The following is a 24767-nucleotide window of genomic DNA, read 5'->3' as shown; positions in this document are numbered from 1 at the left end:
AGCGTCAAGCATACCGTTCTTTGCGGAAAATCAGATCGGACGGCAGCGAAATCGGTATCCTTGCCGCTTATCTCAAAGAAAAGTTTTCAGATCCATGTCTGCAGCACAGAACCCCTACGACGGTCTTTCCTCGGAAGGCTTGCCAGACGAACTGCGGCTGGGCGAGCCCGTCACCGACGCCACGCACGCGGAATTCCTGCAACTGCTCGATGCCGTGGCCAAATCGGACGATGCCGGCTTCCTGGCGGCGTACGACGAGTGGATCGCGCACACGCGCCACCATTTCGAACAGGAAGAGCAGTGGATGGAGGCCATGCAGTTCGGCCCGCGCTTCTGCCATACGAACGAGCACAAGGGCGTGCTGCAGGTGGTGCAGGCCGTGCGCGACAAGATCGCGCAGGAAGTGGAAGATCCGGAGGGGCCCGGCAAGGGCGGGCTGTCGCTGGGTCGCCGCCTGGTGGATGAACTGTCAGGCTGGTTCGACAATCACGTGAAGTCGATGGATGCGATGATGGTCGAGCATATGAAGGCCAACGGCTTTTCGCTGATCGAGGCGCCGGCCGTCTGAGGCCGTTCCGCACCGGAGCGGGAAATCCCGTCTCCGGTGCGCGTCAATCCACGCCACTCAATTCAGCGCCGTGCTCAGTTGCCGGCGCCATTTCGATACCACTTCTGGCGAATCGGCCATCAAGTCGAATACCGACAGCATTGTCTTGCGGCCGATGTCGTCTTCAAAGCCACGGTCGCGGCGCACGATTTCCATCAGCTGCACCAGCGCCGGTTCGTATTCGCGGCGCGCGATCAACACCTTTGCCAGGTCCAGGCGCGCGGCCAGGTTGGCCGGCTCGGCCTCTACCTGCGCTTTCAGTTCGGCGCCGTCGGGCAGGCTGTCGAGTCCCTTCATCGCATCGAGCCGGGTCCGCAGCGCGGCGTAGCCGTCTCCCTGCGGCGCACGCGGCGTCAGGCGGCCGAACTCGGCTTCCGCGGTGTCGATGGCGTCGCCGTCGAGCAGGAAGCTGATATAGGCCAGTCGATTCGGGTCGTTTTCCGGGTCCTCTGCGAGCGCGGCCTGCCACGCGGCCTTGGCGCCTTCGCGGTCGCCGGCCGCGGCCAGCGCCTGGGGGTCCGGCGCCGCGACCCCACCGTCGCCGGGGGCCAGCGTATCGATGAACTCACGCAGTTGCGATTCCGGCAGCACGCCCACGAACTGGTTGACCGCCTGCCCACCGGCAAACGCCACCACGTGGGGAATGCTGCGCACGCCAAAGTGCCCGGCCAGTTGCTGGTTCTCGTCGACATTGACCTTGACCAGCTTCCACGTGCCGCCGGCTTCGGCTTCCAGCTTTTCCAGCATGGGCCCGAGTGTGCGGCAGGGGCCACACCAGGGAGCCCAGAAATCCACCAGTACCGGGACTGGGCTATTGATGACTTCGGCTTCGAAGTTCTGCAGGGTGACGTCGCTCATGATCTGCACCTGGGAATCGGGTTGGCCAGCACTGTGGCCGGATTCCCCCTATTGTGAGGACGAAGCCCCAAATTGCAACCGCGCCGCCCGGGAGGCGGTGCGATGGGTAGGAAAACCTCCTGTTGAAAATAGAACGGTCGTTCAGTTATATTGCTTGACCACTACGCGGGGCCCACCCCGCGAGACCCGCGCTTTCCAGAAACTGGACCCTTGAGGACCATCCGCAGGAGACACCATGACCACCAAGCCCGCCCGTCCGCATTTTCAGTTCTGGCCCAAACGAGTGCCGACCGAAATCGTGCTGCCGGAAACTTCGCTCTGGTACAACCTCGAAGTTTCGGCACACCGCTATGCGGACAAGGCCGCCATCCGCTACTTCGGCAACGCCATCACGTTCCGCGAGCTGGAGGCGCAGGCCACGGCGATGGCCGGCTGGTTGCAGCAGAAGGCGGGGGTGAAGAAGGGCGATCGCGTGCTGCTGTACATGCAGAACTGCCCGCAGTTCATCATCAGCTATTACGCGATCCTGCGTGCGGACGCCGTGGTGGTGCCGGTCAATCCGATGAACCGCGCCGAGGAATTCAAGCACTACATCACCGATGCCGGCGCCCGCGTGGCGATCTGCACGGCAGACCTGGCCGCCGGCGCAATGCAGGCCGACGGCGAACTGGCTGCCGACCGGCGCCTGCAGCATCTGCTGGTGACACAGTACGCCGACGCGCTGCCGCCGTCGCACGAATTCCCCGAAGATGCGCCGCCCGCCTGGCTGACCGTGCAGCACCCGTTGCCGGACAACGCCACGCCGTGGGCGCAGGCGCTGGCTGCCGGCCTGCAGCCGGGTCCGCATACCGCGGGCCCCGACGACATGGCCGTGATGCCGTACACGTCTGGCACCACGGGCTTCCCCAAGGGCTGCATCCACACCCATCGCTCGGTGATGCACAACGTGATCGGCGGTGCCACGTGGTCGGGCAGTGGCGCGGAATCGGTGATCCTGTCGGTGCTGCCGCTGTTTCACGTGACCGGCATGCAGTACGGCATGAACGGCCCGATCTACACCGGCGCCACCGTGGTGATGCTGCCGCGCTGGGATCGCGAAGTGGCGGGGCGCCTGATCTCGCGCTACCAGGTCACGCACTGGACCAACATCCCGACCATGGTGATCGACTTCCTGGGCAGCCCGAACCTGGCGACCTTCGACGTCAGCAGCCTGCGCTACATCGGCGGCGGCGGCGCGGCCATGCCTCAGGCGGTGGCTGAACGCCTGAAGACGCAGTTCGGGCTGAGCTACCTGGAAGGCTACGGCCTGTCCGAGACCATGGCGCCGACCCACAGCAATCCATCCGAGCGCGCCAAGCTGCAGTGCCTGGGCGTGCCGACGTTCAACACCGACGCGCGCGTGGTGGACCCGGTCACGCTGCAGGAAATGCCGCCCAACGAGGTGGGCGAGATCATCGTGCGCGGCCCGCAGGTGTTCAAGGGGTACTGGGGCAAGGAAGATGCCACGCGCGACGCGTTCATCGAGTTCGAAGGCCAGACCTACTTCCGTACCGGCGACCTGGGCCGCATGGACGAAGAAGGCTACTACTTCATCACCGATCGACTGAAGCGCATGATCAATGCGTCGGGCTTCAAGGTCTGGCCGGCCGAGGTGGAAAACCTGCTGTACAAGCATCCGGCCGTGCAGGAGGCCTGCATCATCGGCACGCGCGACCAGTATCGCGGCGAGACGGTGAAGGCCGTGGTGGTGCTGCGCGCCGACGCCAGGGGCAAGACGCAGCCCGAGGACATCATCGAATGGGCCAAGGAAAACATGGCCGCCTACAAGTACCCGCGCGTGGTGGAATTTGTCGAGGCATTGCCGAAGTCGGGCACCGGCAAGGTGATGTGGCGCCAGCTGCAGGAAGCGGAAAACGCACGCCAGCCCGCGTAAGCGGGGTGTGTTTTTCTCCCCTCTCCCGCCGGGCGGGAGAGGGAGCCAAAATGCAATCCCCCTCGGCGGCCAGTCAATGCCCCCTGGCCCGCATCAGCATCTTGACCATCGTCTTGTAGCCGCGCTCGCGTGCATGGCGCGACGGCGTGATGCCCTCCCGGTCGGCCAGGTTGGCATCGGCGCCCGCATCGAGCAGCAATTGCACGATCTCTTCATAGCGGGCGCTGCCGTCGCCGAGGATGATGGCTTCCAGCAGTGCCGTCCAACCGAGCTGGTTGATGCGATCCACCGGCACGCCTGCCTTCAATAGCAGTTTTACGACTTCGACATTGCCATGCTGGCAGGCCGCGATCAGGGCCGTGCCGTCGTAGCGGTCGGTGCTGCGGATGTCGGCGCCATGCGACAGCGACAGGCGCACCACATCGATCTGGTTGGTCGCGGCCGCCAGCAGGAAGGCGCTGTTGGATTCGCCGTCCTTCTGGTTCACGTCGGCACCGGCCATGATCAGCGCGCGGGCCACGTCGCCCCGGCGGTTGTACACCGCTGCCAGCAGCGCGGAGCGGCCGCGTTCGTCCACGGCATGGAGCGACGCGCCGGCCTTGAGCAGCCGGTTGACCAGATCGAGATCGCCAATGCTGGCTGCCGTGATCAGGTTGCGGTCGAGCGCGGATGTGCCTTCACCGCGTGCCGCCGGGTGGGATGGCGGCGGATACGGCGCCGGTGCCGACGGCGACGATGCGTCGCGCAGCCCGCCGATCGAGCGCGCCAGCGTCTGGCCACCTTGCCCCGCCATGAGTCCACCACCCATCAGCAATCCCATCAGCCCTAGCATTTCAGCGAGTGCCTGGCGGCGGGGGCGGGTCTGGGAGCGCGTCATGATAGGCGGCAGTGGCTTCGGTCAGACGGTTTCGTGGGGATGGGCCGTGGCAGCCACGGCGTCCCCGGGGCAGGTCGCCGCTGAGGCCGAAGTTCCTACCGGCGTGGTGACGGCACAGGCGTCGCTGGCGGCTTCGGCAGCGTCGCTTTCCTGCAGCTGGCGCCAGAGCCGGCCCAGGTAGGGGTCGTCCACGCCATGCGTGGCCAGCCCCAGCAGGGTCTGGTGCAGATATTCGCGGGCTGGCCCGTACAGGCCGCAGGCGTGGCGCAGGCAGTCCACCACGCGCGCATCGGGCAGCCGGCCGGCGTAGCCGGCATGTTCGCGATTCATCACGAAAGCGAGCGCCCGCTGTTCGGGCGCGTCAGGGCCGGCGTCCAGCTTCACGCGCAGCCAGCGCGGGTGATAGGCGCCGGTCATCATCTCGCGGCGCCACAGCACGCGGAATTCCTGCTCGACGACGTGGCGGGGGATGCGGAACACCATGCCCGTGCAGCAGCCACCGCGGTCCAGCCCGAGCACCAGCCCGGGGTTGTCCCAGGTGCCGCGATTGATTTTCGAATACAGGTAGAAGCCGCGGTGGTAGCCATGCACGGTGGCCAGGCGGCTTTCGGTATGGACCACCATCGGGTTCCAGATCAGAGATCCGTAGCCGAAGACCCAGACGTCGCCGTCCAGTCCGGGGGTGTCGGGGCGGCTGGCCAGCGTCTGGCACAGCGATCGCTCCACATCGGCCTCGGGCAACAGCGAAGACGCGACCGGCGTGCTGCACAGCGTCGTGCGCAGCCTGTTTGCTTCGAGGTCCTGTCTTGTAATGGCCATGGCTGAAAGAATAATCCAAAGCGCATTGATGCGTCGCAAGCAAACCACACATCTGGTGCAAGGTGTGTGCAGCAGGCAACGGTCGTGAGGGGGCCGCCTGCCCGAGGAATTGGCCGGATCGTGGGCCATGTCACTACAATAGGGGCCTTAACGCAGGCAACTGTCGTTCAACGCTCGGCGAATCTCGGAGAAACCGCACATGGCGCACACCCTGACCGTGGTATTTGGCAGCGGCAAGGAATTTGAATTCACGCTGGGCGACAACGAGCTGGCGGCGGTCACCGAGGATGCGGCCTGGCGCTGGTTCGACCGGGAATATGCCGAGCTGGACTGCCAGGCATCGAGCCCCGTCGGCAAGGTGCTGGTGATCGACAAGATCCTTAATGTTGCCAAGTTCTCAGGCGAGAGCCGGTTTGCCGGCAACGCCGAGTGGGCCCAGGACTTTGCCCGCCATGCCGGCCGCCTGCTGGACCGCGACAGGGTTCGTATCGACGTGGGCAACGCCGCCATCGGTTTCTGAGCGTTTGGGGGCCCGCACCAACAAAAACGGACGCCGAGGCGTCCGTTTTTTGCTGAGTGCGCCGGAATCAGACCGACAGCAGTTCCACTTCGAACAGCAGGGTGGCGTTCGGCGGGATCACGCCGCCGGCGCCGCGCGCGCCGTAGCCCAGATCGGCCGGGATTACCAGGCGGCGCGTGCCGCCCACCTTCATGCCTTGCACGCCTTCGTCCCAGCCACGGATCACGTGGCCGGCGCCCAGCGGGAAGACAAACGGGTCATTGCGGTCCTTGCTCGAATCGAACTTGCGGCCCGGTTGGCCGTTTTCGTAGAGCCAGCCGGTGTAATGCACGGTCACGTGCTTGCCAGCCGTGGCTTCGTCGCCCGAGCCGACGATGGTGTCTTCGTATTGCAGGCCGGAGGGATTGGTATGCATCGCGATCTTCCTTTTTTCTGTGTGGCGGGAAATATAACCGACGGCCGCCTGTGTGATCAGTCGTCAGCGCGCTGGAGCACGTCGCGCGTCAGCTGCACGTTGTGATCGTCGTCGCTGACCCAGATGTCGCCGTCCTGGATGGTCACGGACAGGCGCATGGCACGCTGGGCCATCTGCGCCAGCGCGTCCACGGCTTCGGACGGCACATTGTAGACGGTCACATTGCGCAGCTTGCTGGCCTTGCCGGCCATGCCCTTCCACCATTCGCGGGCGCTGGCGCTCTGATAGGTATAGACGGTAACGTGGTCGGCGCGCGCGGCGGCGCGCTTCAGGCGGGTCTCGTCGGGCTGGCCGAGGTCGATCCAGTGGAGGATGTCGCCCGTGAGGGACTTGTCCCAGAGGTCCGGTTCGTCGGGTTCGTCCAGGCCACGCGTGAACGCCATGGTTTCGGTGGCTTCGCAGGCAAAGGCCAGCAGGCGGACCATCATGCGGGCATCGTTCTCGGACGGATGCTGCGCAATGGTCAGCGTATGACTGCCGTAGTACGGCCGGTCCATGTCCGAGACGGACAGTTCGGCCTTGAAAATCGTGGATTTGAGCGCCATGGGGTCGGAAATGCGGCGCGCGCCGGCAACGGTGCCGGGCACGCGAAAGGCGGAATCATACGTGATCCGCGCGGCGGCGCGATGGAAAACCGGCGCGGGTATGTGCGCCGGCCCGCTCAGACTGCGGGGGCAAGCAACACGGCCCGGGAAGACCGGCCGGGCCGGTCCTCAGGACTTGCGGTATTCGCCCAGCCAGAAGCGCAGCATGGCCGATACCAGCACCAGCCCCAGGAACGCCGCCGCGGCCACCAGGGCCAGGCCGCCATCGCTGTTGATCTTGCCTTCCACAATCAGGCGCGTCAGCAGGATGCCGACCATGCCAGTCAGCAGAGGCAGCAGCAGGGCGGCCCGGCCGTAGGTCTTGAAGGCCCACAGCGGAAAGCGACGGAGGAAATCGGCAGGAAAGCTGCACGCCAGGCACGCACCGGCAGCAGCCAGCGACGCCGAAACGACGTCGTTGAGGGAGATGAGGCTCATCTTGACTCGCGGATAGCCGGGTTTGCTTAGGCGAAACGCGGCAGGATGGGAATAGGCAAGGCGCTGATTTTACTGAAGATTTTGTCCCAAAAGGTGACGTCGGGCTGTCATCGCAACGCGCGGCCTCGCTTTTTTCTGAATTATTGCGCGGGCCCCGCCGGCGTGGCTTCCACCGAAATCTGCAATGTGACGCTATCGCCGACATCGGGCAGGAAACGCGTCATCCCGAAGGTGCTTCGCGATAATGTGGCGTGAAAATCACCACCGCACACGTCGCGCCGGATGCCGAACAGGACGGTCTGGCCGCAGGTGAAGCGGTCGGCCTCGAGCCTGATCGGCTGGGCCACGCCATGGAGGGTGAACGTGCCTTCCACGGCAACCAGCTTGCCGCCTTCCGTCACAAACTGGCTGGCCTGGAGTCGGGCCACCGGAAACGTCTGGGCGTCAAGAAACTGGGCCGAGCGCAGCACACCGTCGAGACTGCGGTTGCCGCTGTCGACCGAATCGGTGTCCACCGTGAAGTCGATCGATCCCGCACCCGTGGCCGGGTCGTAGATCACACGCCCGTCGATCTTGCCGAACCGGCCGCGCACGCTGGTGCGATCGAAGTGGCTGACCCCGAAGTAGACGCTGGTGTGTGTGGGATCGACCGTGTACTGCGTGGGCGCCGCCAGGGCTGGCGTGCCCGTCAGGGCCGCGAGCGTGGCAAGGGCGACAAGCGGGGCGCGCGAGATAAGGGAAGGGTGTCGCGTCGGCATGGCCGTTGGCTCAGTGAACGAACACGGGAAGCAGGAAAATGCCGATCACCGTCAGATAGCCAATCGTCCAGCATAGCGTCCGCAGCGTGGCGCGATCGGTCAGGTAGCAAATCGTGTAGAGAATCCGGACCACGATGAACACCATGGCCAGTTCGTTGATGCGGGCCTGGGGCGCCGCCAGATGCGTGGCCGTGAAGACCGCCGCGGCGAAGAACGGAAACGCTTCGAAATGATTGCGGTGCGCCATGTCCGCGCGGCGGGCGCGGCCGCTTTGCCTTTCCAGCCACGCGCGCGGGTCGTGGTTATCGAACGTGCCGGCACGACTGCCGGCCTTGGCGATGGAGACAGTCAGCACTGGCATCAGGCCTGCCAGCAATACACACCAGAACGCGATCGGCATGAAGACTCCTTGCGTGTTTCGGTGCGGAGGCGGCATGATCCGCCGCCTCCTTTCCAATTGTGCCGGGGCCGTGGAGGGGCCCCAAGGCGGGTTCAGGCGGCGACGACCTTGATGCGAACGCCGTCAGCGCCGCCAACGCCCACCACCTGGCCGGCGCGGATCTTGGCGGTCTTGCGCGACTCCGGCGTACCGTCCACCGAGACCTCGCCGGCCGCGACCAGTGCCTTGCCGGCGCCACCGCTGTCGCAGACGCCAGCCACCTTGAGCAGGTCGTTCAGGGCAATGAACTCGCCCTCGAGCGGAAACGTAATCGTCTGTGCCATGCTCACTTGCCCCAGCTGTCCTTGAGGCCAACCGTGCGGTTGAACACTGGCTTGCCGGGCTGCGAATCGGTACGGTCCGCAACGAAATAGCCGTGACGTTCGAACTGGAAGCGTTCTTCCGGCTTGGCGTCGCGCAGGCCCGGTTCCAGGTAGGCGGTCACCACCTTCTTCGAGTCCGGGTTCAGCGCATCGAGGAAATTCTTGCCGCCGGCATCGGGATTCGGGTCGTTGAACAGGCGGTCGTACAGACGCACTTCGGCCGGGCAGGCATGCGCCGCGCTGACCCAGTGAATATTGCCCTTGACCTTGACGCTGTCCGCGCCCGGCGTGCCGCTCTTTGTTTCCGGCAGGTAGTTCGCATGGACGGCGACCACGTTGCCGTCGGCGTCCTTGTCCACGCCCGTGCATTCGATCACGTAGCCGTAGCGCAGGCGCACCTTGTTGCCCGGGAACAGGCGGAAATAGCCCTTCGGCGGGGTTTCGGTGAAGTCATCGCGCTCGATCCACAGCTCGCGCGACAGCGGGAACACGCGGCGGCCCATTTCCGGCAGCTTCGGGTGCACCGGCGCCGAGCATTCCTCGCTCTGGCCCTCGGGATAGTTGTCCAGAATCAGCTTGACCGGGTCCAGCACGCCTACGCTGCGCGGGGCACGGGCATCGAGGTCGTCGCGCACGGCGCCTTCCAGCGTGCTCATGTCAATCCAGCTGTCGGCCTTCGACACGCCGATGCGGTCGCAGAACAGCTGGATCGATTCCGGCGTATAGCCGCGGCGGCGCATCCCGACGATGGTCGGCATGCGCGGATCGTCCCAGCCGTCCACGCGCTTTTCATCCACCAGCTGCTTGAGCTTGCGCTTGCTGGTGATCGCATACGTCAGGTTCAGGCGGGCGAATTCGTACTGGTGCGGCAGCGGACTGGCGAAGACGCCGGCATCGCGCAGGTGTTCCAGCACCCAGTCATAAAGCGGGCGGTTGTTCTCGAATTCGAGCGTGCACAGCGAGTGCGTGATGTTCTCGATCGCGTCCGAGATGCAGTGCGTGAAGTCGTACATCGGATAGATGCACCACTTGTCGCCGGTCCGGTGGTGATGGGCATGGCGGATGCGATAGAGCACCGGGTCGCGCATCACGATGTTCGGCGCGGCCATGTCGATCCTGGCGCGCAGCACATGCTCGCCGTCAGCGTACTTGCCGTCGCGCATCTCGCGGAACAGCTTCAGGTTTTCCTCGACGGAGCGGTCGCGGAACGGCGACGGCTTGCCGGGCTCCGAGAAATTCCCGCGGCTGGCGGCAATCTGGTCCGCGCTCTGGCTGTCCACGTAGGCCACGCCACGCTCGATCAGGGTCTCGGCGAACTGGTACAGGCGGTCGAAGTAGTCGCTCGCGTAGTACAGATGCGGCGCGCCGCCGGGCTGCCTGGCATCCCATGAGAAACCCAGCCAGTGCACTGCGTCGATGATCGAATCGACGTATTCGGTGTCTTCCTTGACCGGGTTCGTGTCGTCGAAGCGCAGGTGGCAGCGGCCGGCATAGTCGCGGGCCAGGCCGAAGTTCACGCAAATGCTCTTGGCGTGGCCAATGTGCAGGTAGCCGTTCGGCTCCGGCGGAAAGCGCGTGATGACGGTCGGCAGCGGCTCGCCCTGCTTGTCCGTGCGGCCGCCGTACGTGCCGGCGGCGAGGTCCTGGTCGATGATGCTCCGCAGGAAGTTGGAGGCGGCTGGCGTGTCGGTAGGCTTGTTGTCGTGGCTCATGTTGGCGCCGCATCACTTGCGGCTCGATAACTGGTGGACCGGCCCGGTCTGGATCGACCCGGCCGCGTTCCTGGTGTTCCTGGATTGGGTGCGCTGGAGTGGCGAGGAAAGTCCGGCGAATGGTGCGATTTTACCGTGCCTGTGGCGCAACCCGGCGGTGCGTCACGAAATTCGGATTCGTCTCACGGCGCAACGGGCCAAAGTGGTGCAGAATCCACGGCACGGTACGGCTCTGCGTACCCGCCTCGCGCATGCTCCGTGCGACGTCATCGTCGCATGCCGCCTCCATTCCCGCCGCAGGAATACATGCCATGAATGCCGCCAGTTCCGCCACGAACCCCCCCGACGCCGCCGGCCCCGGCCGCGCCGCCGTCCACCAGGCCCCCGCCGACGTGCTTGCCGCGCTGTGGAGCGCCGCCGCCATGCCGCCCGAGGCGCTGTCCCATGTCACGCTGACCGGACAGGACCCCATCCTGCCGTCGAGCTTCGCCATCGGCACCGCCGCGCAGGCCAGCCTGGGTGCGTCGGCGCTGGCGGCGGCCGCGATCTGGGCCCAGCGCACTGGCCGCTGGCAGGATGTGTCGGTCGATATGCGCCATGCGCTGGCGGAGTTCCGTAGCGAACGCTACCTGCGTGTCAACGGCGGGCCGGCGCCCGAGCTCTGGGACAAGATCGCCGGCCTGTATCCGGCGGGGGACGGCCGATGGGTGCGTCTGCATACGAATTTTCCCCACCATCGCGACGGCGTCCTGAAGATACTCAAATGCGCGTATGACAAGGACGCCGTACGGGCGGCGCTGTCGGGGTGGAAGGCCGAGGATTTCGAGACGGTCGCATCGGACGCCGGCATGGTCGTGTCGGCCATGCGCTCGCTCGATGAATGGCTGCGGCATCCGCAGGCCCAGGCGCTGCAGGGGCTGCCGCCGGTGATCATCGAAAAGATCGGCGACGCGCCGCCGGAACCGCTGCCAGCGTTCGGGCCCCATGCCGAGATCAATGTCGATGCGCGGCCGCTGGGCGGTGTCCGGGTGCTGGACTTCACGCGCATCATCGCGGGGCCGGTCGCTGGCCGCACACTGGCTGCGCATGGGGCCGACGTGCTGCTGGTGACGGCCGCGCACCTGCCGTCGATGCCCTCGCTGGTGATCGATACGGGCCGGGGCAAACGGTCATGCCAGCTTGACCTGCGCGATGCCGACGACAAGCGCACGCTGCACAAGCTGTTCCACGGTGCCGATGTGGTGGTGCAGGGCTATCGTCCCAACGGACTGGCGGAACTGGGCGCCGGACCCGAGGCGGCGGCGCGGGCCCGCCCCGGCATCGTCTACGTGTCGCTGTCGGCCTACGGCCATGTGGGGCCATGGTCGGGCAAGCGGGGCTTCGATTCGCTGGTGCAGACCGCCACCGGCATCAATACCGACGAAGCGCAGGCGGCCGGCAGCGCCGAGCCAAAGCCGCTGCCGGCGCAGGTGCTGGACCACGCCTCGGGCTATCTGCTGGCGTTCGGCGCAATGGTGGCGCTGCATCGGCGCGCGGTGGAAGGGGGCAGCTGGCACGTGCGCGTATCGCTGGCGCAGGTGGGGCAGTGGCTGCGCAGCCTCGGGCGCGTGCCGGGTGGCGCGGCGGTGCCGGATCAACATATCGACGAGATTTCCGATCTGCTCGAAGTGGAAGAGTCCGGCTTCGGCGAACTGACCGTGGTGCGCCATGCGGCGCACCTGTCGGAGACGCCCGCCCACTGGGCGCTGCCGTCGGTACCGCTGGGCACGCACGCGGCGGCGTGGCTACCGCGTTAATCGCCCGGCCGGCGGGGGCCTAATACAGCGTGGTGCGTACGCGTTCGGGCAGATCGCGGTCGTAGGCGGCGCCATCGATCGCGTTCTGGCTCAGCGTGGCCAGCATGGTGCCGGTGCTGGGCAGCGCCTCGCGTGGCACCTGCGCGTCGGCCAGCCACAGGCGCGAGCGCAGCAGGGCTCGCGCGCACTGGAAGAATACCGAGTGGATGCGGATCACCAGCACCGTGGTGGGCGCCTTGTCCTGCATCATGCAGCGGGCGATCAGGTCCGGGTCCGTGGAAACCGTAGCGGTGCCACTGACGCGTAGCGTTTCATTGACGCCGGGCACCAGGAACAGCAGCCCGACGCGCGGGTCGGCCAGGATATTGCGCAGGCTGTCGATGCGATTGTTGCCGCGCCGGTCCGGCAGCAGCAGCGTGCGGTCGTCCAGCACCTGCACGAAACCGGGCGCATCGCCGCGCGGCGAGCAGTCGCCGCCCTGTTTGTTCATCGTGGAAAGCAGGCAGAACGGCGAGGCTTCGACGAAGGCGCGGTAGTGCGGATGCAGGTAGTCGACTTCCTTGGCCAGCGAGGCGGCGCCGGGCTCGGCGTAGAGCGCCTCGAGGTCGGCCAGCGTAGTGATGTCGTGCGATGGCATGGGACGGCTCGCGAAAGGCAGGCGTGGAGAGGAAGGCGCCAGTATGACGCACATTCCCCAAGGTGCGATGGTCTGTGCGGTCAGATGCTGACCGTGCCGCGACCCAGTTCGATGACGCGGCCGCCCACGCGGATTGCGCCTTCGACGGTCACGGCGAGGTCCAGGCGGCATCGTCGATCGACGAATTCCCCCTGATCGACTTCATAGCGGGCGGGCAGCGCGTGGCCAGTGGCCACCAGCCAGCCCCCCAGGTTCGCGCATGCCGAGCCGGTACCCGGATCTTCCGCCACGCCCCCGCCCTGCTTGGTGAAGAAATAGCGCGCCAGCACCTTGCCCGGCTGTTCGGGATCGAAGGCAAACACGTAGGCAGTCTTGCGGCCCAGGCTGCTTTGCGGCCAGCGGTCCAGGCGGCTGCTGTCGGGCTGGGCGCGGCGTACGGCGTCGGGCGTCTTCAGCGACACCAGCAGCTGGTCGGCGCCCGTATCGACCCAGATCGGCGCGCCGGCCAGGTCGTCGGCCTGCAGGCCCAGCAGCGATGCCATCTCGGCGTCGGGCAGGCCGGCCGGCGCCGTCCTGGGCGCCCCCTGGTGCGGGGCGGTCAGCGTCCAGCGGTCTTCCACGGCGGTCACGGGAACGACTCCGGCCTTGAACTCCAGCGACAGCGCGTTGCCGGTCTGCGCGAGGTCGCGCACCACGTGGGCGGTGCCCAGCGTGGGATGGCCGGCAAAGCGCATCTCGTAGCCGGGCGTAAAGATGCGGACGGCCGCATTGGCCTTGTCGGACGGCAGGATGAACGTCGTCTCGGACAGGTTGAACTGCAGGGCCAGGGCCTGCATGGTGGCATCGTCCATGCCGCGCGCATCCTCGAACACACACAGTGGATTGCCGCCGAAAGTGGATTCGGCAAAGACATTGACGATTCGGTATGCGTAGGTGGCCATGGGCGTTTCGCGGACGTGGATGGGAAACCACATAGTGTAGGGAAGCGATGCGCCGAAGCCATGCACAGTTTCATGCAAGTGCAACGGAACAGTTGCGCTTGGCACCCGCTTCGCATCTTTAAGCGGAATGCGATTGGCGAGAGCAGGCGGGGCGCCAAGAATTGAGGTTTTTTGGTTGCTCGCCATGCTGGAACTCAACAACTACGAAACGCTCGTCGCGGCATCGCTGGTGCTGCTGGTCGGACGCAAGCTGCTGCAGGTCACAACGCCGCTGCGCACCTTCAACATTCCTGAGCCGGTCGTGGGCGGACTTGTCGTGGCGCTATGCCTGGCCCTGGCCCGCTTTACCGCCGACGTGCAGGTGAAGTTCGACACCACCGCGCAGACGCCGCTGATGCTCGCCTTCTTTGCCACGCTTGGCCTGAGCGCCAATCTTGCCAGCCTGAAGCAGGGCGGCAAGTCGATCGGCATCTTCCTGGTCGCGGTGGCGGGCTTGCTGGTGATCCAGGACGCGATCGGCGTCGGGCTGGCCAGCGCGCTGGGCCTGCATCCGGCCACCGGCCTGCTGGCCGGGTCGATCGCGCTGTCGGGAGGTCATGGCACCAGCGCGGCCTGGGGCAAGACGTTTGTCGAGCAGTTCGGCATGTCGTACGCCACGGAGCTCGGCGTGGCGTGCGCCACGTTCGGCCTGGTGCTGGGCGGCCTGATCGGCGGCCCGGTGGCGCGCTACCTGCTGCGCAATGTGACCAAGCCGGGCGTGGGTGCCGGCGATGACCGCGTGCTCAACTTCGAGAATCCCCAGGCGGTGCGGCCGATCACGGCATCGGCGCTGATCGAGACCCTGGCGCTGATCCTGGTCTGCCTGACCGCGGGGCAGGCGCTGGGCGACCTGTTCAAGGGCAGCTGGCTGGAACTGCCGACCTTTGTCTGGGTGCTGTTCGTCGGGGTGCTGCTGCGCAACGGGCTGGCGCTGCTGGGCTGGTACACGGTCTTCGATCGCGCGCTGTCGGTGCTGGGCAACGTGAGCCTGTCGATGTTCCTGGCGATGGCGCTGATGAGCCTGCGCCTGTGGGAACTGGCCTCGCTGGCGCTGCCGATGCTGCTGATCCTGCTGGTGCAGACCGGCGCCATGGCCGCCTATGCGATCTTCGTTACCTTCCGGGTCATGGGCCGCAACTACGATGCCGCCGTGCTGGCCGCCGGCCATTGCGGCTTCGGCCTTGGGGCCACGCCCACGGCCATCGCCAACATGCAGGCCATCACGGACCGCTACGGCCCGTCGCACCTGGCCTTCCTGATCGTGCCGATGGTGGGTGCCTTCTTCATCGACATCGTCAATGCCGTGGTCATCAAGCTGTTCCTGAGCCTGCCGGTCTACTGACGCCGCACGGATACCGATGCGGCATAAAAAAGGCGCCACGGATGGTTCCGTGGCGCCTCGCAGGACATCAACTACGGTGTTACCCACTGCGGTACTACGATATCGATACGTCAGGCGGTGTTGCGTCAGAAGCCCACGGCCTGGCCGTCGCGCCGGCTGTCGCTGGCGGCCACGTAGCCTTGCTCGGCGTCTTGCGACAGGCGCCAGATGAACTGGCCTGAGCCGAAGTCCATATACGGGTCTTCCACCGACTTGAGCTTGTGGCCGCGGTCCTTCAGGCCTGCCACGGTGTTCGGGTCCATGGTGCCTTCAACGTCGAGCGTGAAGTCGCGGTTGACCTTCCAGCGCGGCGCGCAGCAAGCGGCCTGCGGCTGCTGGTTGTAGTCGAGCATGCGCACGACGGTCTGCAAATGGCCCTGGGGCTGCATGTCGCCGCCCATCACGCCGAAACTCATCACGGGCTGGCCATCCTTGGTCAGGAACGCCGGGATGATCGTGTGGAACGGGCGCTTGCCGCCTTCCACCACATTGGCCGACTTGGGGTCCATCGAGAAGCCCACGCCACGATTTTGCAGGCTGATGCCGGTGCCCGGTACCACCACGCCCGAACCGAAACCCATGTAGTTCGACTGGATGAAGGAGATCATCATGCCGTTCTCGTCGGCGGCGGTCAGGTAGATCGTGCCGCCCGTGCGCGGCATGCCGAAGTTGAAATGCGTGGCACGCTGCATGTCGATCAGCTTGGCGCGCGACTTCAGGTACGCATCGCCCAGCATCTGCTCGGGGGTGACTTCCATGCTGCGCGGGTCGGCCACGTAGCGGTACAGGTCGGCAAAGGCCAGCTTCATCGCCTCGATCTGCAGGTGCTGCGAATCGACCGAATCCACGGGCAGGGCGCCCAGGTCGAACTGGTCCAGGATGCCCAGCGCCATCAGCGCGGCAATGCCCTGGCCATTGGGCGGAATCTCATGGACGTCGTAGCCGCGATACGACTTGCTGATCGGCTTGACCCATTCGGGGCGATAGTTGCGCAGGTCGTCCAGCGTCATCGCGGCGCCGCATTCCTTGCTGAACGCAGCGATCTTCTCGGCGATCTCGCCTTCGTAGTAGGCGCGGCCCTTCGTGGCGCCGATCTTGCGCAGCGTCTCGGCGGCATTCTTGAACACGAACTTTTCGCCAACGTGCGGCGCGCGGCCGTTGGGCATGAACGTGTCGGCAAAGCCCGGCTGGCTCTTGAGGTCCGGTACGGCGGCGGCCCACTTGTGTGCCACCACCGGCGGCACGGCGTAGCCGCGTTCGGCGATCTCGATGGCGGGCGCCATGAGGTCCTCGAACGGCAGCTTGCCGAATCGCTCGTGCAGCGCGGCCCAGCCGGCGATCACGCCGGGCACGGTCACCGAATCCCAGCCGCGGATCGGCCGGTTGGCCAGTCCGTTGCCGTCCACCCCGTACTTGTTCTTGAAGTATTCGGGGCTCCAGGCCTTCGGGGCCACGCCCGACGAGTTCAGGCCATGCAGTTCCTTGCCATCCCAGAGGATCGCAAAGGCATCGCTGCCCAGCCCGCACGACACCGGCTCCACCAGCGTGATGGCTGCGGCAGCGGCGATGGCGGCATCCACGGCATTGCCGCCCTTGAGCAGCATGCGCAGGCCGGCCTGTGCGGCCAGCGGATGCGAGGTCGATACCACGTTGCGCGCGAACAGCGGAATGCGCACGGTGGGATAGGGATTGGTCCAGTTGAAGTTCTGCATGGTGTCTCTCTTTGCTGCCTGGTTGTCGTGCTCGGCAGGGCGACGCCATTGTCGCCCGCTTGTCCTGCTTGTGCTTAGTCGACCTGGATCTTGCGATCCTTGATCAGCTTGCCCCAGCGTGCGCTGTCCTTTTTCACCATCGCGGCGAACTGGGCCGGCGTGCCGCCAATCGGTTCGGCGCCCAGCTTGGCCAGACGGTCCTTGACGTCCTGCGACTGAATGGCCTTGTTGAACTCGGCATTCAGGCGGTTGACGATCTCGGGCGGCAGGCCCTTGGGACCATAGATGCCGAACCAGGTATCCGATTCAAAGCCCGGCAGGCCCGATTCGCTGACGGTAGGCAGGTCCGGCGCCAACGGCGAGCGTTTCAGGCTGGTCACGGCCAGTGCCTTGAGCTTGCCGTCCTTCACGTGCGGCATGCCGGACACGATGCTGTCGAACAGCACCTGCACCTTGTTCGAGATCAGGTCAGGCACGGCCAGCGCGGTGCCGCGATACGGGATGTGCGTGATGAACACGCCGGCCTGGGCCTTGAAGGCCTCGGCGGTCAGGTGGACCACGGTGCCATTGCCGCTCGACGCATAGTTCAGCTCGCCCGGATGCTTCCTGGCGTAGTCGATCAGTTCCTTGACGTTCTTGACCGGCAGCTGGTTGGGCACCACCAGCACGTTGGTGGCGGTGGCCACCTGGCCAATCGGCGTGAAGTCCGTTTCGGTGTTGTAGGGCAGGTGCGCATTGATGTACGGCCCGATCGAATGCGTGCTGGTGGTGGCGATCAGGATCGTGTAGCCGTCGGGCGCGGCTTTGGCGGCCATGTCCGAACCGATGGCGCCGCCGGCGCCGGGCCGGTTGTCGACCACGATCTGCTGGCCCAGGTTCTGGCCTACCTTCTGGGCGATGGCGCGTGCCAGCAGGTCAGTGGCACCGCTGGCCGGAAACGGCACGATCAGGCGGATCGGCTTGCTGGGAAAGGTGTCGGCATGCGACGGGGCGGCAGCAAGGGTCAGGCTCGTGGCAAGGCCGATGCCAAGATGGCGTAGCCAGGATTTCATGTGTTGCGTCTCCGGGACGGATGGGTGCGACGTGGAACTGCGGCAGGAAAACACAAATTATTCCGCGCCCGCCCCCACAATGAAAGTTAATATTCCTTGCTTGATTGACAAGAAATTCTTGAGGATGGCCGCCCTCCGGCGCGCGCCCCGAAAGATGCACCAGCAATGAGCACGATCCGCTTTCTGAGAACCTTCGTCGCCGTGGCCGAACACGGGTCGTTTGCCGCCGCCGCCGGCCAGGTCGCGGTGACGCAGGCGGCAGTCAGCCTCCAGATGCGGTCGCTGGAGGAAGAGTTGCGTCGCGCCCTGTTCGACCGCAGCGGCCGGGTGGCCGTGCTCAATGCCGATGGCCGGGCGCTGCTGCCTCAGGCGCGCCGGCTGCTGGCGCTCTACGACGACATGCGCGTGCCGCTGGCCGACACCGAAGCGATGGCTGGGGCGGTGGCGGTGGGCGCGGTGGTTTCCGTGATGGGCGGGCTGTCGCACGTGGTGGCGCAGATGAAGCGGACCTATCCGGCGCTCGATGTCAGGCTGATCGGCGCCAAGTCGTTCGAACTGGCGGCCATGGTGGAAAGTGGAGAGCTCGACGCCGCTTTTGTGGTGGAGGGCTCGGCACGCCTGGCTGGCACGCTGCACTGGACCCCGCTGTATGACGAACCGCTTGTGGCGATTGCGGCACGTGGCAGTCAGGGCGACGATGCACGGCAAGCACTCGCTGCCAACCCGTTCCTGCGCTTCGACCGTAGCCAGCGCACCGGCGCGCTGGTGGAACGCGCGTTGCGCCGCGCCCACCTTCGCACCAACGAATACCTGGAACTGAACTCGATCGAGGCGCTGGTGGAACTGGTCCGGCAGGAAGTGGGCGTGACCGTGGTGCCGCTGCTCAAGCGTGCCCGCTGGCGCGACGACCGCGCGCTGCGCATCCTGCCGTTGCGGGCAGGCGGCGAACCCACCGTACGCACCATCGGCATGCTGGAGCGGCGCGATCACGGCCGCGTGCACGTCACCGAGGCCATCCGCACCGCCTGCGCGGCCCTGTTCGGCGACTGAGGGCCGGGCGCCGCCTGGGGAACGCCAGATAGCGGGAAAGACCTGCCAAAAGACAAAGGGCGCCACAGGGGCGCCCTTGTTTCATGCAGCGGGGGAAACGTCCTTACTCTTCCTGGAACGCTTCTTCGCGCTTCGCCTTGATCGACGGCATGGCCACGATCGCCACCAGGACCGCCGCAGCGATCAGCAGGCCCAGCGACAGCGGACGCGTCACGAACACGCTGAAGTCACCACGCGACAGCAGCAGCGAGCGGCGGAAGTTTTCTTCCATCATCGGTCCCAGCACGAAGCCCAGCAGCAGCGGTGCCGGTTCGCAGCGCAGCTTGATGAACAGGTAGCCGATGATACCGAAGGCCGCGGTCTGGAACACGTCGAACGTGGTGTTCTGGACCGAGTACACGCCGATGCAGCAGAACGTCAGGATGGCCGGGTACAGGTAACGGTACGGCACCTTCAGCAGCTTCACCCAGATACCGATCATCGGCAGGTTCAGGACGATCAGGATCAGGTTGCCCAGCCACATCGACGCGATCAGGCCCCAGAACAGCGCCGGGTTGCTGGTCATGACCTGCGGGCCCGGCTGGATGTTGTGGATCGTCATCGCACCCACCATCAGCGCCATCACGGCGTTCGGCGGGATACCCAACGTCAGCAGCGGGATGAACGACGTCTGTGCCGCGGCGTTGTTGGCCGATTCCGGACCTGCCACGCCTTCGATGGCGCCCTTGCCGAACTCGTGTGCGTACTTCGAGGTCTTCTTTTCCAGCGAGTAGGCTGCAAACGAAGCCAGTGCCGCACCGCCGCCCGGCAGGATACCCAGCGCCGAACCCAGGGCCGTGCCACGCAGCACGGCAGGGATCATGCGCTTGAAGTCTTCCTTGGTCGGGAACAGGTTGGTCACGTGATCGGTGAAGGTCTCGCGGGCTTCCTTCTGTTCCAGGTTCGCGATGATTTCCGCAAAGCCGAACACACCCATGGCCACCGACACGAAGTTCAGGCCGTCGGTCAGCTCGGGCACGTCGAACGAGAAGCGTGCCGCCCCCGAGTTCACGTCGGTCCCGACCAGGCCCAGCAGCAGGCCCAGCACGATCATCGAAATCGCTTTGACCAGCGAGCCCGACGCCAGCACCACGGCACCGATCAGGCCCAGCACCATCAGCGAGAAGTACTCGGCGGGGCCGAACTTGAACGCCAGTTCCGACAGCGGCGCCGCGAAAGCGGCCAGGATCAGCGTGGCCACGCAGCCGGCGAAGAACGAACCGATACCGGCTGTGGCCAGCGCCACGCCGGCGCGGCCGCGCCGTGCCATCTGGTAGCCATCGATGGTGGTCACCACCGACGACGATTCACCGGGCAGGTTCACCAGGATGGCGGTGGTCGAGCCGCCGTACTGGGCACCGTAGTAGATACCGGCCAGCATGATCAGCGCGGCCACCGGGGGCAGCGTGTAGGTCACGGGCAGCAGCATCGCGATGGTGGCCAGCGGGCCCAGGCCCGGCAGCACGCCGATCAGCGTCCCGAGCACGCAGCCCAGGAACGCGTAGGCGATGTTCTGGAAGGACAGGGCGGTCGAAAAGCCCAGTCCGAGGTTGGCTAACAGTTCCATGAGGGCGGGCTCCTTAGCTTGCCAGGAAAGCCGGCCACACCGGCATCTGCAGGTTGATGCCGTACACGAACGCGCCCATGCTGATCAGCACCAGCACGATCGCGTTAAGGACAGCACCCTTCCAGCTGAATTCATGACTGGCCATCGAGGAGACCAGCACCAGTACCACCACGGACAGCACCATGCCCAGCGGCTTGAGCAGCAGGCCGAACAGCACCACCGAGCCCAGGATCCACAGCAGGATCTTCAGGTCCCAGCGCGCCAGTTGATCTTCTTCCATCCTGGAAGACAGCGAGCCCCACAGTACCAGCGCGCCCAGCAGGGCGAGCACGATGCCGAGCCAGAACGGGAAGTATCCCGGTCCCATCTTGGCGGCTGTTCCCATGGAATAGCCACGGGCGACGAAGGAAAAGCCCAATCCGACCAGGATGAACATCAGGCCGGAGGCAAAGTCCTTTTGGCTACGTATGCGCAAAATGATTCTCCTCGATATGACACAGCTTTGACTGCTTGAAAAACGTCGCGACAAGGGCTACCCCGATCGCGGCAGGGTGGAAGGTAAAAGCGCATCCTTTCAGCTACCTTTCATATGTCTGCATAAAGTGGCAACCTCAGGGTATGTCCCTACGCAGACGTCTGAAAGCGTTCGGTAAGTCGTTGACGACGCAAGGAAAAGTGCAGGGAATATGCCGATGGAGGGCGCAGGCAGGCGGTGCTGCGCCGGACGGAAACGGACAGACCTGGCGTGCGGGGCGACCTATGATCGAAAGCTGGAATGAAAGCTTTCGCATGGCCTGACATCCCCCCAAAAATAACGACGACAGGAGGCCCGCTTGGAAGCCATCGACCATGCCATCCTGATCGGCGCCCTGGTGATGACGCTGGGCATCCTGCTCGGGGTGTTCTCGGCGCGCTTCGGGGTGCCGTTCCTGCTGGTGTTCCTGGGTGTGGGCATGGCCGCCGGGGTGGACGGCCCGGGCGGCATCCGGTTTTCCAATACCTGGCTCAGCTTCCTGGTCGGCAATATCGCGCTGGCCGTGATCCTGCTCGACGGCGGGCTGCGCACGCGCTTTGCCACGTTCCGCGTGGCGCTGAAGCCGTCGCTGTCGCTGGCCACCGTGGGCGTGGTGCTGACCGCCGTGCTGGTGGGATTGTTTGCAACATGGATGCTGGGCGTCGACTGGAAGCTCGGGCTGCTGCTGGGCGCCATCGTCGGGTCCACCGACGCGGCCGCCGTGTTTTCGCTGCTCAACAGCAGCGGCATCCGGCTCAAGGACCGCGTGGCCAGCGTGCTCGAGATCGAATCGGGCATCAACGACCCGATGGCCATCTTCCTGACCCTGACCCTGATCGAATGGATCACCGCGCCGCAGGGCCTGTCGCCCGGCGCGCTGGGCCTGCGGCTGCTGGTGCAGTTCGGGGTGGGGGGGCTGCTGGGCGGCGGGCTGGGCTATTGCATGGCCAATGTCATGGAGCGCGTCAATGTGGCCGAGGGATTGCAGGCCATCCTGATCTGCTCTGGCGGCTGCATGATCTGGGCCATCGTCCAGTCATTCGGCGGCAGCGGCTTTCTGGCCGTCTATCTGGTCGGGATGATGGTCGGCAACCGCGACCGCGCCGTCAGCGAGGACGTCCTGCGTGCCATGGACGGCATGGCCTGGCTGGCGCAATCCGCCATGTTCCTGTTGCTGGGGCTGCTGGTGACACCGCACCGGATCTGGGATATCGCCGTGCCGGCCCTGGCGCTGGCTGCCTTCCTGATGTGCGTGGCGCGGCCCGTGGCGGTCTTTGTCTCGCTGCTGCCATTCCGGTTCAGTCCGCGCGAAAAGGGCTTCCTGGCCTGGATAGGCCTGCGCGGCGCGGTGCCGATCGTGCTGTCGCTGTTCCCGCTGCTGCAGGGCATGGAGGATGCCGGGCTGCTGTTCCGGGTGGCGTTTGCCGTGGTGCTGGCCAGCCTGCTGTGCCAGGGCACCACGGTGGCGCTGGCGGCGCGGCTGGCGCGTGTGCTGCGGCCGGCCTATGACGAGCCGCTGTCGCGCGAGCGCCTGCGCGGCGTGCGCGCGCCGGGCATGGAAATCATGCAGTTCGTGGTGGCCCCCAATTCGTCGATGGAAGACCTGCGCGCGGACCAGGTCGAACTGCCGTCGCGCAGCCGGCTGATGACGGTGGCCCGCGAAGGCGCGCTGGTGCCGCTGGACCAGGCGGTGCTGCGCGCGGGCGATATCGTGTCGATCCTGGCGCCTGGCCCGGCCATGCCGCGCCTGTCGCGCCTGTTCCTGAAGCCGGCCACGCCGCCGTCGTGGGATCAGGTGGCGCATGACTTCCTGCTGGACGGCCAGGCCCGTCTGGCGGACGTGGCGGCACTCTACGCCACGCGGCCGCTGCAGGCGGTCCAAAAGGAACAGACGCTGGAGGAAGGCATGCTGGCGGTGTTTCCGTCGCCGCCGGTGGAGGGCGATGCGGTGGAGATCGCCGGTTTGCGGCTGACCGTGACCCGTATGGAGGGGCCGCGCATCACACAGGTAGGGTTGCTGCTGCCGCGCAATGCGGCCGAAGACGCCAGGGACGGCAAGGACCGCCTCTGGCGCATGCGCGACAAGGCGCGCGGATCGCTCAGTCGACCTTCGCGCCGGAAACCTTGACCACCTGCCCGTACTTCTTCAGTTCACGCTGGATCAACGCGCCGAACTGCTCGGGCGTGGTGGGCGCCGGCTGGGCGCCGATGCGGGCCAGCCGCGCCTTCATGTCGTCGGTCTTCAGGATGGCGACGATGTCGTGATTGAGGCGGTCCACGATATCGCGCGGGGTGCCCGCCGGCGCCAGGACGCCAAACCACGTGGAGATGTCGAAGCCTTCCAGGCCCAGCCCCTTGCCGGCTTCGGCAATGGTCGGCAGCTCCGGGAACGACGCGGCACGGCTGGCCGTGGTCACGGCAAAGGCCTTGAGCTTGCCGGCCTTGATGTTGGCCGATGCCGACGCGAGGTTGTCGAAGATCAGGTCGGTCTGGCCCGACAGCACCGACAACTGCGCGGGCGATGCCCCGTTGTACGGGATGTGGACCATGCTGACGTGCGCCATGCTCTTGAACAGCTCACCCGACAGGTGGCCGGCGCTGCCATTGCCGCCCGACGCGTAGTCGAGCTTGCCCGGGTGCTTGCGCGCGTATTCCACCAGGTCGCGCACGTTGTTGATGTGCAGTTCGGCGGCCTTGCCCGGGTGCATCACCAGCACGTTCGGCACGTCGGCCACCAGCGTGACCGGGGCAAAATCCTTGACCGGGTCGTACGGCATCTTCGTGAACAGCGTGGGGTTGATCGCGTGCGTGGCCACGGCGCCCATCACGATCGTGTAGCCGTCGGCCGGCTGCTTGGCCACGTAGTCGGCCCCCAGGTTGCCGCCGGCGCCGGGTTTGTTTTCCACAACCACGGGCTGGCCCAGGCTGTCGCGCAACTTCTCGCCGATGGCACGTGCCACGGTGTCCAGCGGACCGCCGGCCGGGTAGGGCACCACGAAGCGGATGGGCTTGGTCGGCCAATTGGCCGGGGCGGCGTGGGCCGGGACGGCCAGCGCCGTGGAGACGGCCAGCGCGGCCGTGAGCAGGGTCTTCAGCATGTCAAACGTGGAAAAGGATGGGAATCTGTGGGCCTCCGCGTACGTTGCGCGGCGGCGGTGTGTGTCGCGCCTGCTAGCGGATGCCGATGCCTCGCGCCATCATGACCGCGCATAGCGGCAGCAGGATCACCAGATGCGCCTCGATCATCACCCAGCGGCGGGCCTTCTTGATCTCCGACGGCGTCGGTACGAAGTCTGGCAGATGTTTTGCCTGCTTGCGCCATCTGGCAAAGGCGAAGGTCGGCGGCAACGAGCACAGCGCGATGACCACGAACACGGTCATCTTGGCGTGGAACCACGGGTTGTGGATATAGAAATCCACGCCCTTGGCGCCATGGAACAGGCGCAGCAGGCCGGTGGCCAGCGTTGCCATGGCCGACAGGAAATAGACGAAATCGTAGATCGACAGGCGGCGGACGGCGGCCGGTGTCATGTCCGGACGCAGGACCACGGCTTCGGCGGCCATCAGCGTAATCAGCACGAAGATGGCCGTGAAGTGCAGGAACGCGAGCAGGGCATCGGTCAGCATGCATTCTCCTAGGGATGGAAAAACGTCATGATCACCGGCCCGTGCGCCCGCCGGAGGCAGGCGCGGTCA

General features: G+C 65.9%; 25 protein-coding genes. 7 read left to right on the top strand and 18 right to left on the bottom strand.

The genetic code is table 11. The features are described from left to right. Positions 1 to 94 precede the first annotated feature (94 nt). Positions 95 to 568, top strand: a complete 474-nt coding sequence (locus tag D9X30_RS28125) for a bacteriohemerythrin (protein ID WP_153945587.1) — start codon at positions 95 to 97, stop codon at positions 566 to 568. Positions 569 to 625: 57 nt separating this feature from the next. Here the strand turns inward: D9X30_RS28125 and trxA are convergent, their stop codons facing one another. Beyond that, complete coding sequence (gene trxA, locus D9X30_RS28120) at positions 626 to 1465, bottom strand: thioredoxin (RefSeq protein ID WP_153945586.1); 840 nt, start codon at positions 1463 to 1465, stop codon at positions 626 to 628. Between the two features lie 235 nt (positions 1466 to 1700). Between trxA and D9X30_RS28115 the strand changes: the two genes are divergently transcribed. Beyond that, a complete protein-coding gene (locus tag D9X30_RS28115; protein ID WP_153945585.1) occupies positions 1701 to 3398 on the top strand; it encodes a long-chain fatty acid--CoA ligase in 1698 nt (565 codons plus the stop codon). A gap of 73 nt (positions 3399 to 3471) precedes the next feature. Here the strand turns inward: D9X30_RS28115 and D9X30_RS28110 are convergent, their stop codons facing one another. Further along, positions 3472 to 4275 (bottom strand): ankyrin repeat domain-containing protein, encoded by an 804-nt coding sequence (locus D9X30_RS28110; protein WP_153945584.1) that lies wholly within the window; start codon positions 4273 to 4275, stop codon positions 3472 to 3474. A 21-nt stretch (positions 4276 to 4296) separates the two neighbouring features. Beyond that, entirely contained in the window at positions 4297 to 5094 is a 798-nt protein-coding gene (locus tag D9X30_RS28105; RefSeq protein WP_153945583.1) for a gamma-glutamylcyclotransferase, read from the bottom strand. Between the two features lie 199 nt (positions 5095 to 5293). On the opposite strand from D9X30_RS28105, the gene D9X30_RS28100 reads away from it, so the two are divergent. Then, positions 5294 to 5614 (top strand): hypothetical protein, encoded by a 321-nt coding sequence (locus tag D9X30_RS28100; RefSeq protein ID WP_153945582.1) that lies wholly within the window; start codon positions 5294 to 5296, stop codon positions 5612 to 5614. A gap of 67 nt (positions 5615 to 5681) precedes the next feature. Here the strand turns inward: D9X30_RS28100 and D9X30_RS28095 are convergent, their stop codons facing one another. The 7 genes from D9X30_RS28095 to D9X30_RS28065 form a co-directional block, all read right to left on the bottom strand. Beyond that, positions 5682 to 6029, bottom strand: a complete 348-nt coding sequence (locus D9X30_RS28095; protein ID WP_153945581.1) for an FKBP-type peptidyl-prolyl cis-trans isomerase — start codon at positions 6027 to 6029, stop codon at positions 5682 to 5684. Positions 6030 to 6085: 56 nt separating this feature from the next. Beyond that, a complete protein-coding gene (locus D9X30_RS28090; protein ID WP_153945580.1) occupies positions 6086 to 6634 on the bottom strand; it encodes a YaeQ family protein in 549 nt (182 codons plus the stop codon). A 168-nt stretch (positions 6635 to 6802) separates the two neighbouring features. Next, entirely contained in the window at positions 6803 to 7111 is a 309-nt protein-coding gene (locus tag D9X30_RS28085; RefSeq protein WP_153945579.1) for a hypothetical protein, read from the bottom strand. Between the two features lie 140 nt (positions 7112 to 7251). Beyond that, the gene (locus tag D9X30_RS28080; RefSeq protein WP_153945578.1) at positions 7252 to 7869 is read right to left on the bottom strand and encodes a YceI family protein; all 618 of its coding nucleotides are present in this window, start codon (positions 7867 to 7869) and stop codon (positions 7252 to 7254) included. A 10-nt stretch (positions 7870 to 7879) separates the two neighbouring features. Then, on the bottom strand, positions 7880 to 8269 hold the full coding sequence (locus D9X30_RS28075; RefSeq protein WP_092594444.1) for an MAPEG family protein: 390 nt from the start codon (positions 8267 to 8269) through the stop codon (positions 7880 to 7882). A 92-nt stretch (positions 8270 to 8361) separates the two neighbouring features. Next, positions 8362 to 8592, bottom strand: a complete 231-nt coding sequence (locus D9X30_RS28070; RefSeq protein WP_092594442.1) for an RNA-binding S4 domain-containing protein — start codon at positions 8590 to 8592, stop codon at positions 8362 to 8364. Between the two features lie 2 nt (positions 8593 to 8594). After that, positions 8595 to 10343 (bottom strand): glutamine--tRNA ligase/YqeY domain fusion protein, encoded by a 1749-nt coding sequence (locus D9X30_RS28065; protein WP_153945577.1) that lies wholly within the window; start codon positions 10341 to 10343, stop codon positions 8595 to 8597. Between the two features lie 311 nt (positions 10344 to 10654). Here D9X30_RS28065 and D9X30_RS28060 point away from each other — a divergent pair, with 311 nt between their 5' ends. Beyond that, the gene (locus D9X30_RS28060) at positions 10655 to 12139 is read left to right on the top strand and encodes a CoA transferase (protein WP_153945576.1); all 1485 of its coding nucleotides are present in this window, start codon (positions 10655 to 10657) and stop codon (positions 12137 to 12139) included. Positions 12140 to 12158: 19 nt separating this feature from the next. On the opposite strand, the gene D9X30_RS28055 is transcribed toward D9X30_RS28060, so the two are convergent. Together D9X30_RS28055 and D9X30_RS28050 are read right to left on the bottom strand one after the other, a co-directional pair. Then, positions 12159 to 12776, bottom strand: a complete 618-nt coding sequence (locus D9X30_RS28055) for a pyridoxamine 5'-phosphate oxidase family protein (RefSeq protein WP_153945575.1) — start codon at positions 12774 to 12776, stop codon at positions 12159 to 12161. Positions 12777 to 12856: 80 nt separating this feature from the next. Beyond that, positions 12857 to 13717: a PhzF family phenazine biosynthesis protein gene (locus tag D9X30_RS28050; RefSeq protein ID WP_153945574.1), complete on the bottom strand. Its 861-nt coding sequence runs from the start codon at positions 13715 to 13717 to the stop codon at positions 12857 to 12859. Between the two features lie 184 nt (positions 13718 to 13901). Between D9X30_RS28050 and gltS the strand changes: the two genes are divergently transcribed. Then, positions 13902 to 15098: a sodium/glutamate symporter gene (gene gltS / locus D9X30_RS28045; RefSeq protein WP_153945573.1), complete on the top strand. Its 1197-nt coding sequence runs from the start codon at positions 13902 to 13904 to the stop codon at positions 15096 to 15098. Between the two features lie 125 nt (positions 15099 to 15223). On the opposite strand, the gene ggt is transcribed toward gltS, so the two are convergent. Together ggt and D9X30_RS28035 are read right to left on the bottom strand one after the other, a co-directional pair. After that, positions 15224 to 16849, bottom strand: a complete 1626-nt coding sequence (ggt, locus tag D9X30_RS28040) for a gamma-glutamyltransferase (protein ID WP_153945572.1) — start codon at positions 16847 to 16849, stop codon at positions 15224 to 15226. Between the two features lie 74 nt (positions 16850 to 16923). After that, positions 16924 to 17901: a Bug family tripartite tricarboxylate transporter substrate binding protein gene (locus D9X30_RS28035; RefSeq protein WP_153945571.1), complete on the bottom strand. Its 978-nt coding sequence runs from the start codon at positions 17899 to 17901 to the stop codon at positions 16924 to 16926. Between the two features lie 165 nt (positions 17902 to 18066). Between D9X30_RS28035 and D9X30_RS28030 the strand changes: the two genes are divergently transcribed. After that, positions 18067 to 18951: a LysR family transcriptional regulator gene (locus tag D9X30_RS28030; RefSeq protein ID WP_153945570.1), complete on the top strand. Its 885-nt coding sequence runs from the start codon at positions 18067 to 18069 to the stop codon at positions 18949 to 18951. A 103-nt stretch (positions 18952 to 19054) separates the two neighbouring features. Here D9X30_RS28030 and D9X30_RS28025 read toward each other — a convergent pair whose 3' ends face one another. Beyond that, entirely contained in the window at positions 19055 to 20557 is a 1503-nt protein-coding gene (locus tag D9X30_RS28025) for a tripartite tricarboxylate transporter permease (RefSeq protein WP_153945569.1), read from the bottom strand. Positions 20558 to 20570: 13 nt separating this feature from the next. After that, positions 20571 to 21032, bottom strand: coding sequence for a tripartite tricarboxylate transporter TctB family protein (locus D9X30_RS28020; RefSeq protein WP_153945568.1), 462 nt, complete (start codon positions 21030 to 21032; stop codon positions 20571 to 20573). 358 nt (positions 21033 to 21390) lie between these two features. Between D9X30_RS28020 and D9X30_RS28015 the strand changes: the two genes are divergently transcribed. Further along, on the top strand, positions 21391 to 23199 hold the full coding sequence (locus D9X30_RS28015) for a potassium/proton antiporter (RefSeq protein WP_153945567.1): 1809 nt from the start codon (positions 21391 to 21393) through the stop codon (positions 23197 to 23199). Here the strand turns inward: D9X30_RS28015 and D9X30_RS28010 are convergent. After that, complete coding sequence (locus tag D9X30_RS28010; protein WP_153945566.1) at positions 23171 to 24169, bottom strand: Bug family tripartite tricarboxylate transporter substrate binding protein; 999 nt, start codon at positions 24167 to 24169, stop codon at positions 23171 to 23173. The two genes, D9X30_RS28015 and D9X30_RS28010, sit on opposite strands and share 29 nt — an antisense overlap. A gap of 73 nt (positions 24170 to 24242) precedes the next feature. After that, positions 24243 to 24698, bottom strand: coding sequence for a DUF2214 family protein (locus tag D9X30_RS28005; RefSeq protein ID WP_153945565.1), 456 nt, complete (start codon positions 24696 to 24698; stop codon positions 24243 to 24245). Positions 24699 to 24767 lie beyond the last annotated feature (69 nt).

Origin of the sequence: Cupriavidus sp. U2 (genome assembly GCF_009663685.2) — a bacterium.
Classification (GTDB): Bacteria; Pseudomonadota; Gammaproteobacteria; order Burkholderiales; family Burkholderiaceae; genus Cupriavidus; species Cupriavidus necator_C.
Note: the sequence above shows the minus strand (reverse complement) of the source record. Positions and strands in the feature narration are given on the sequence as shown.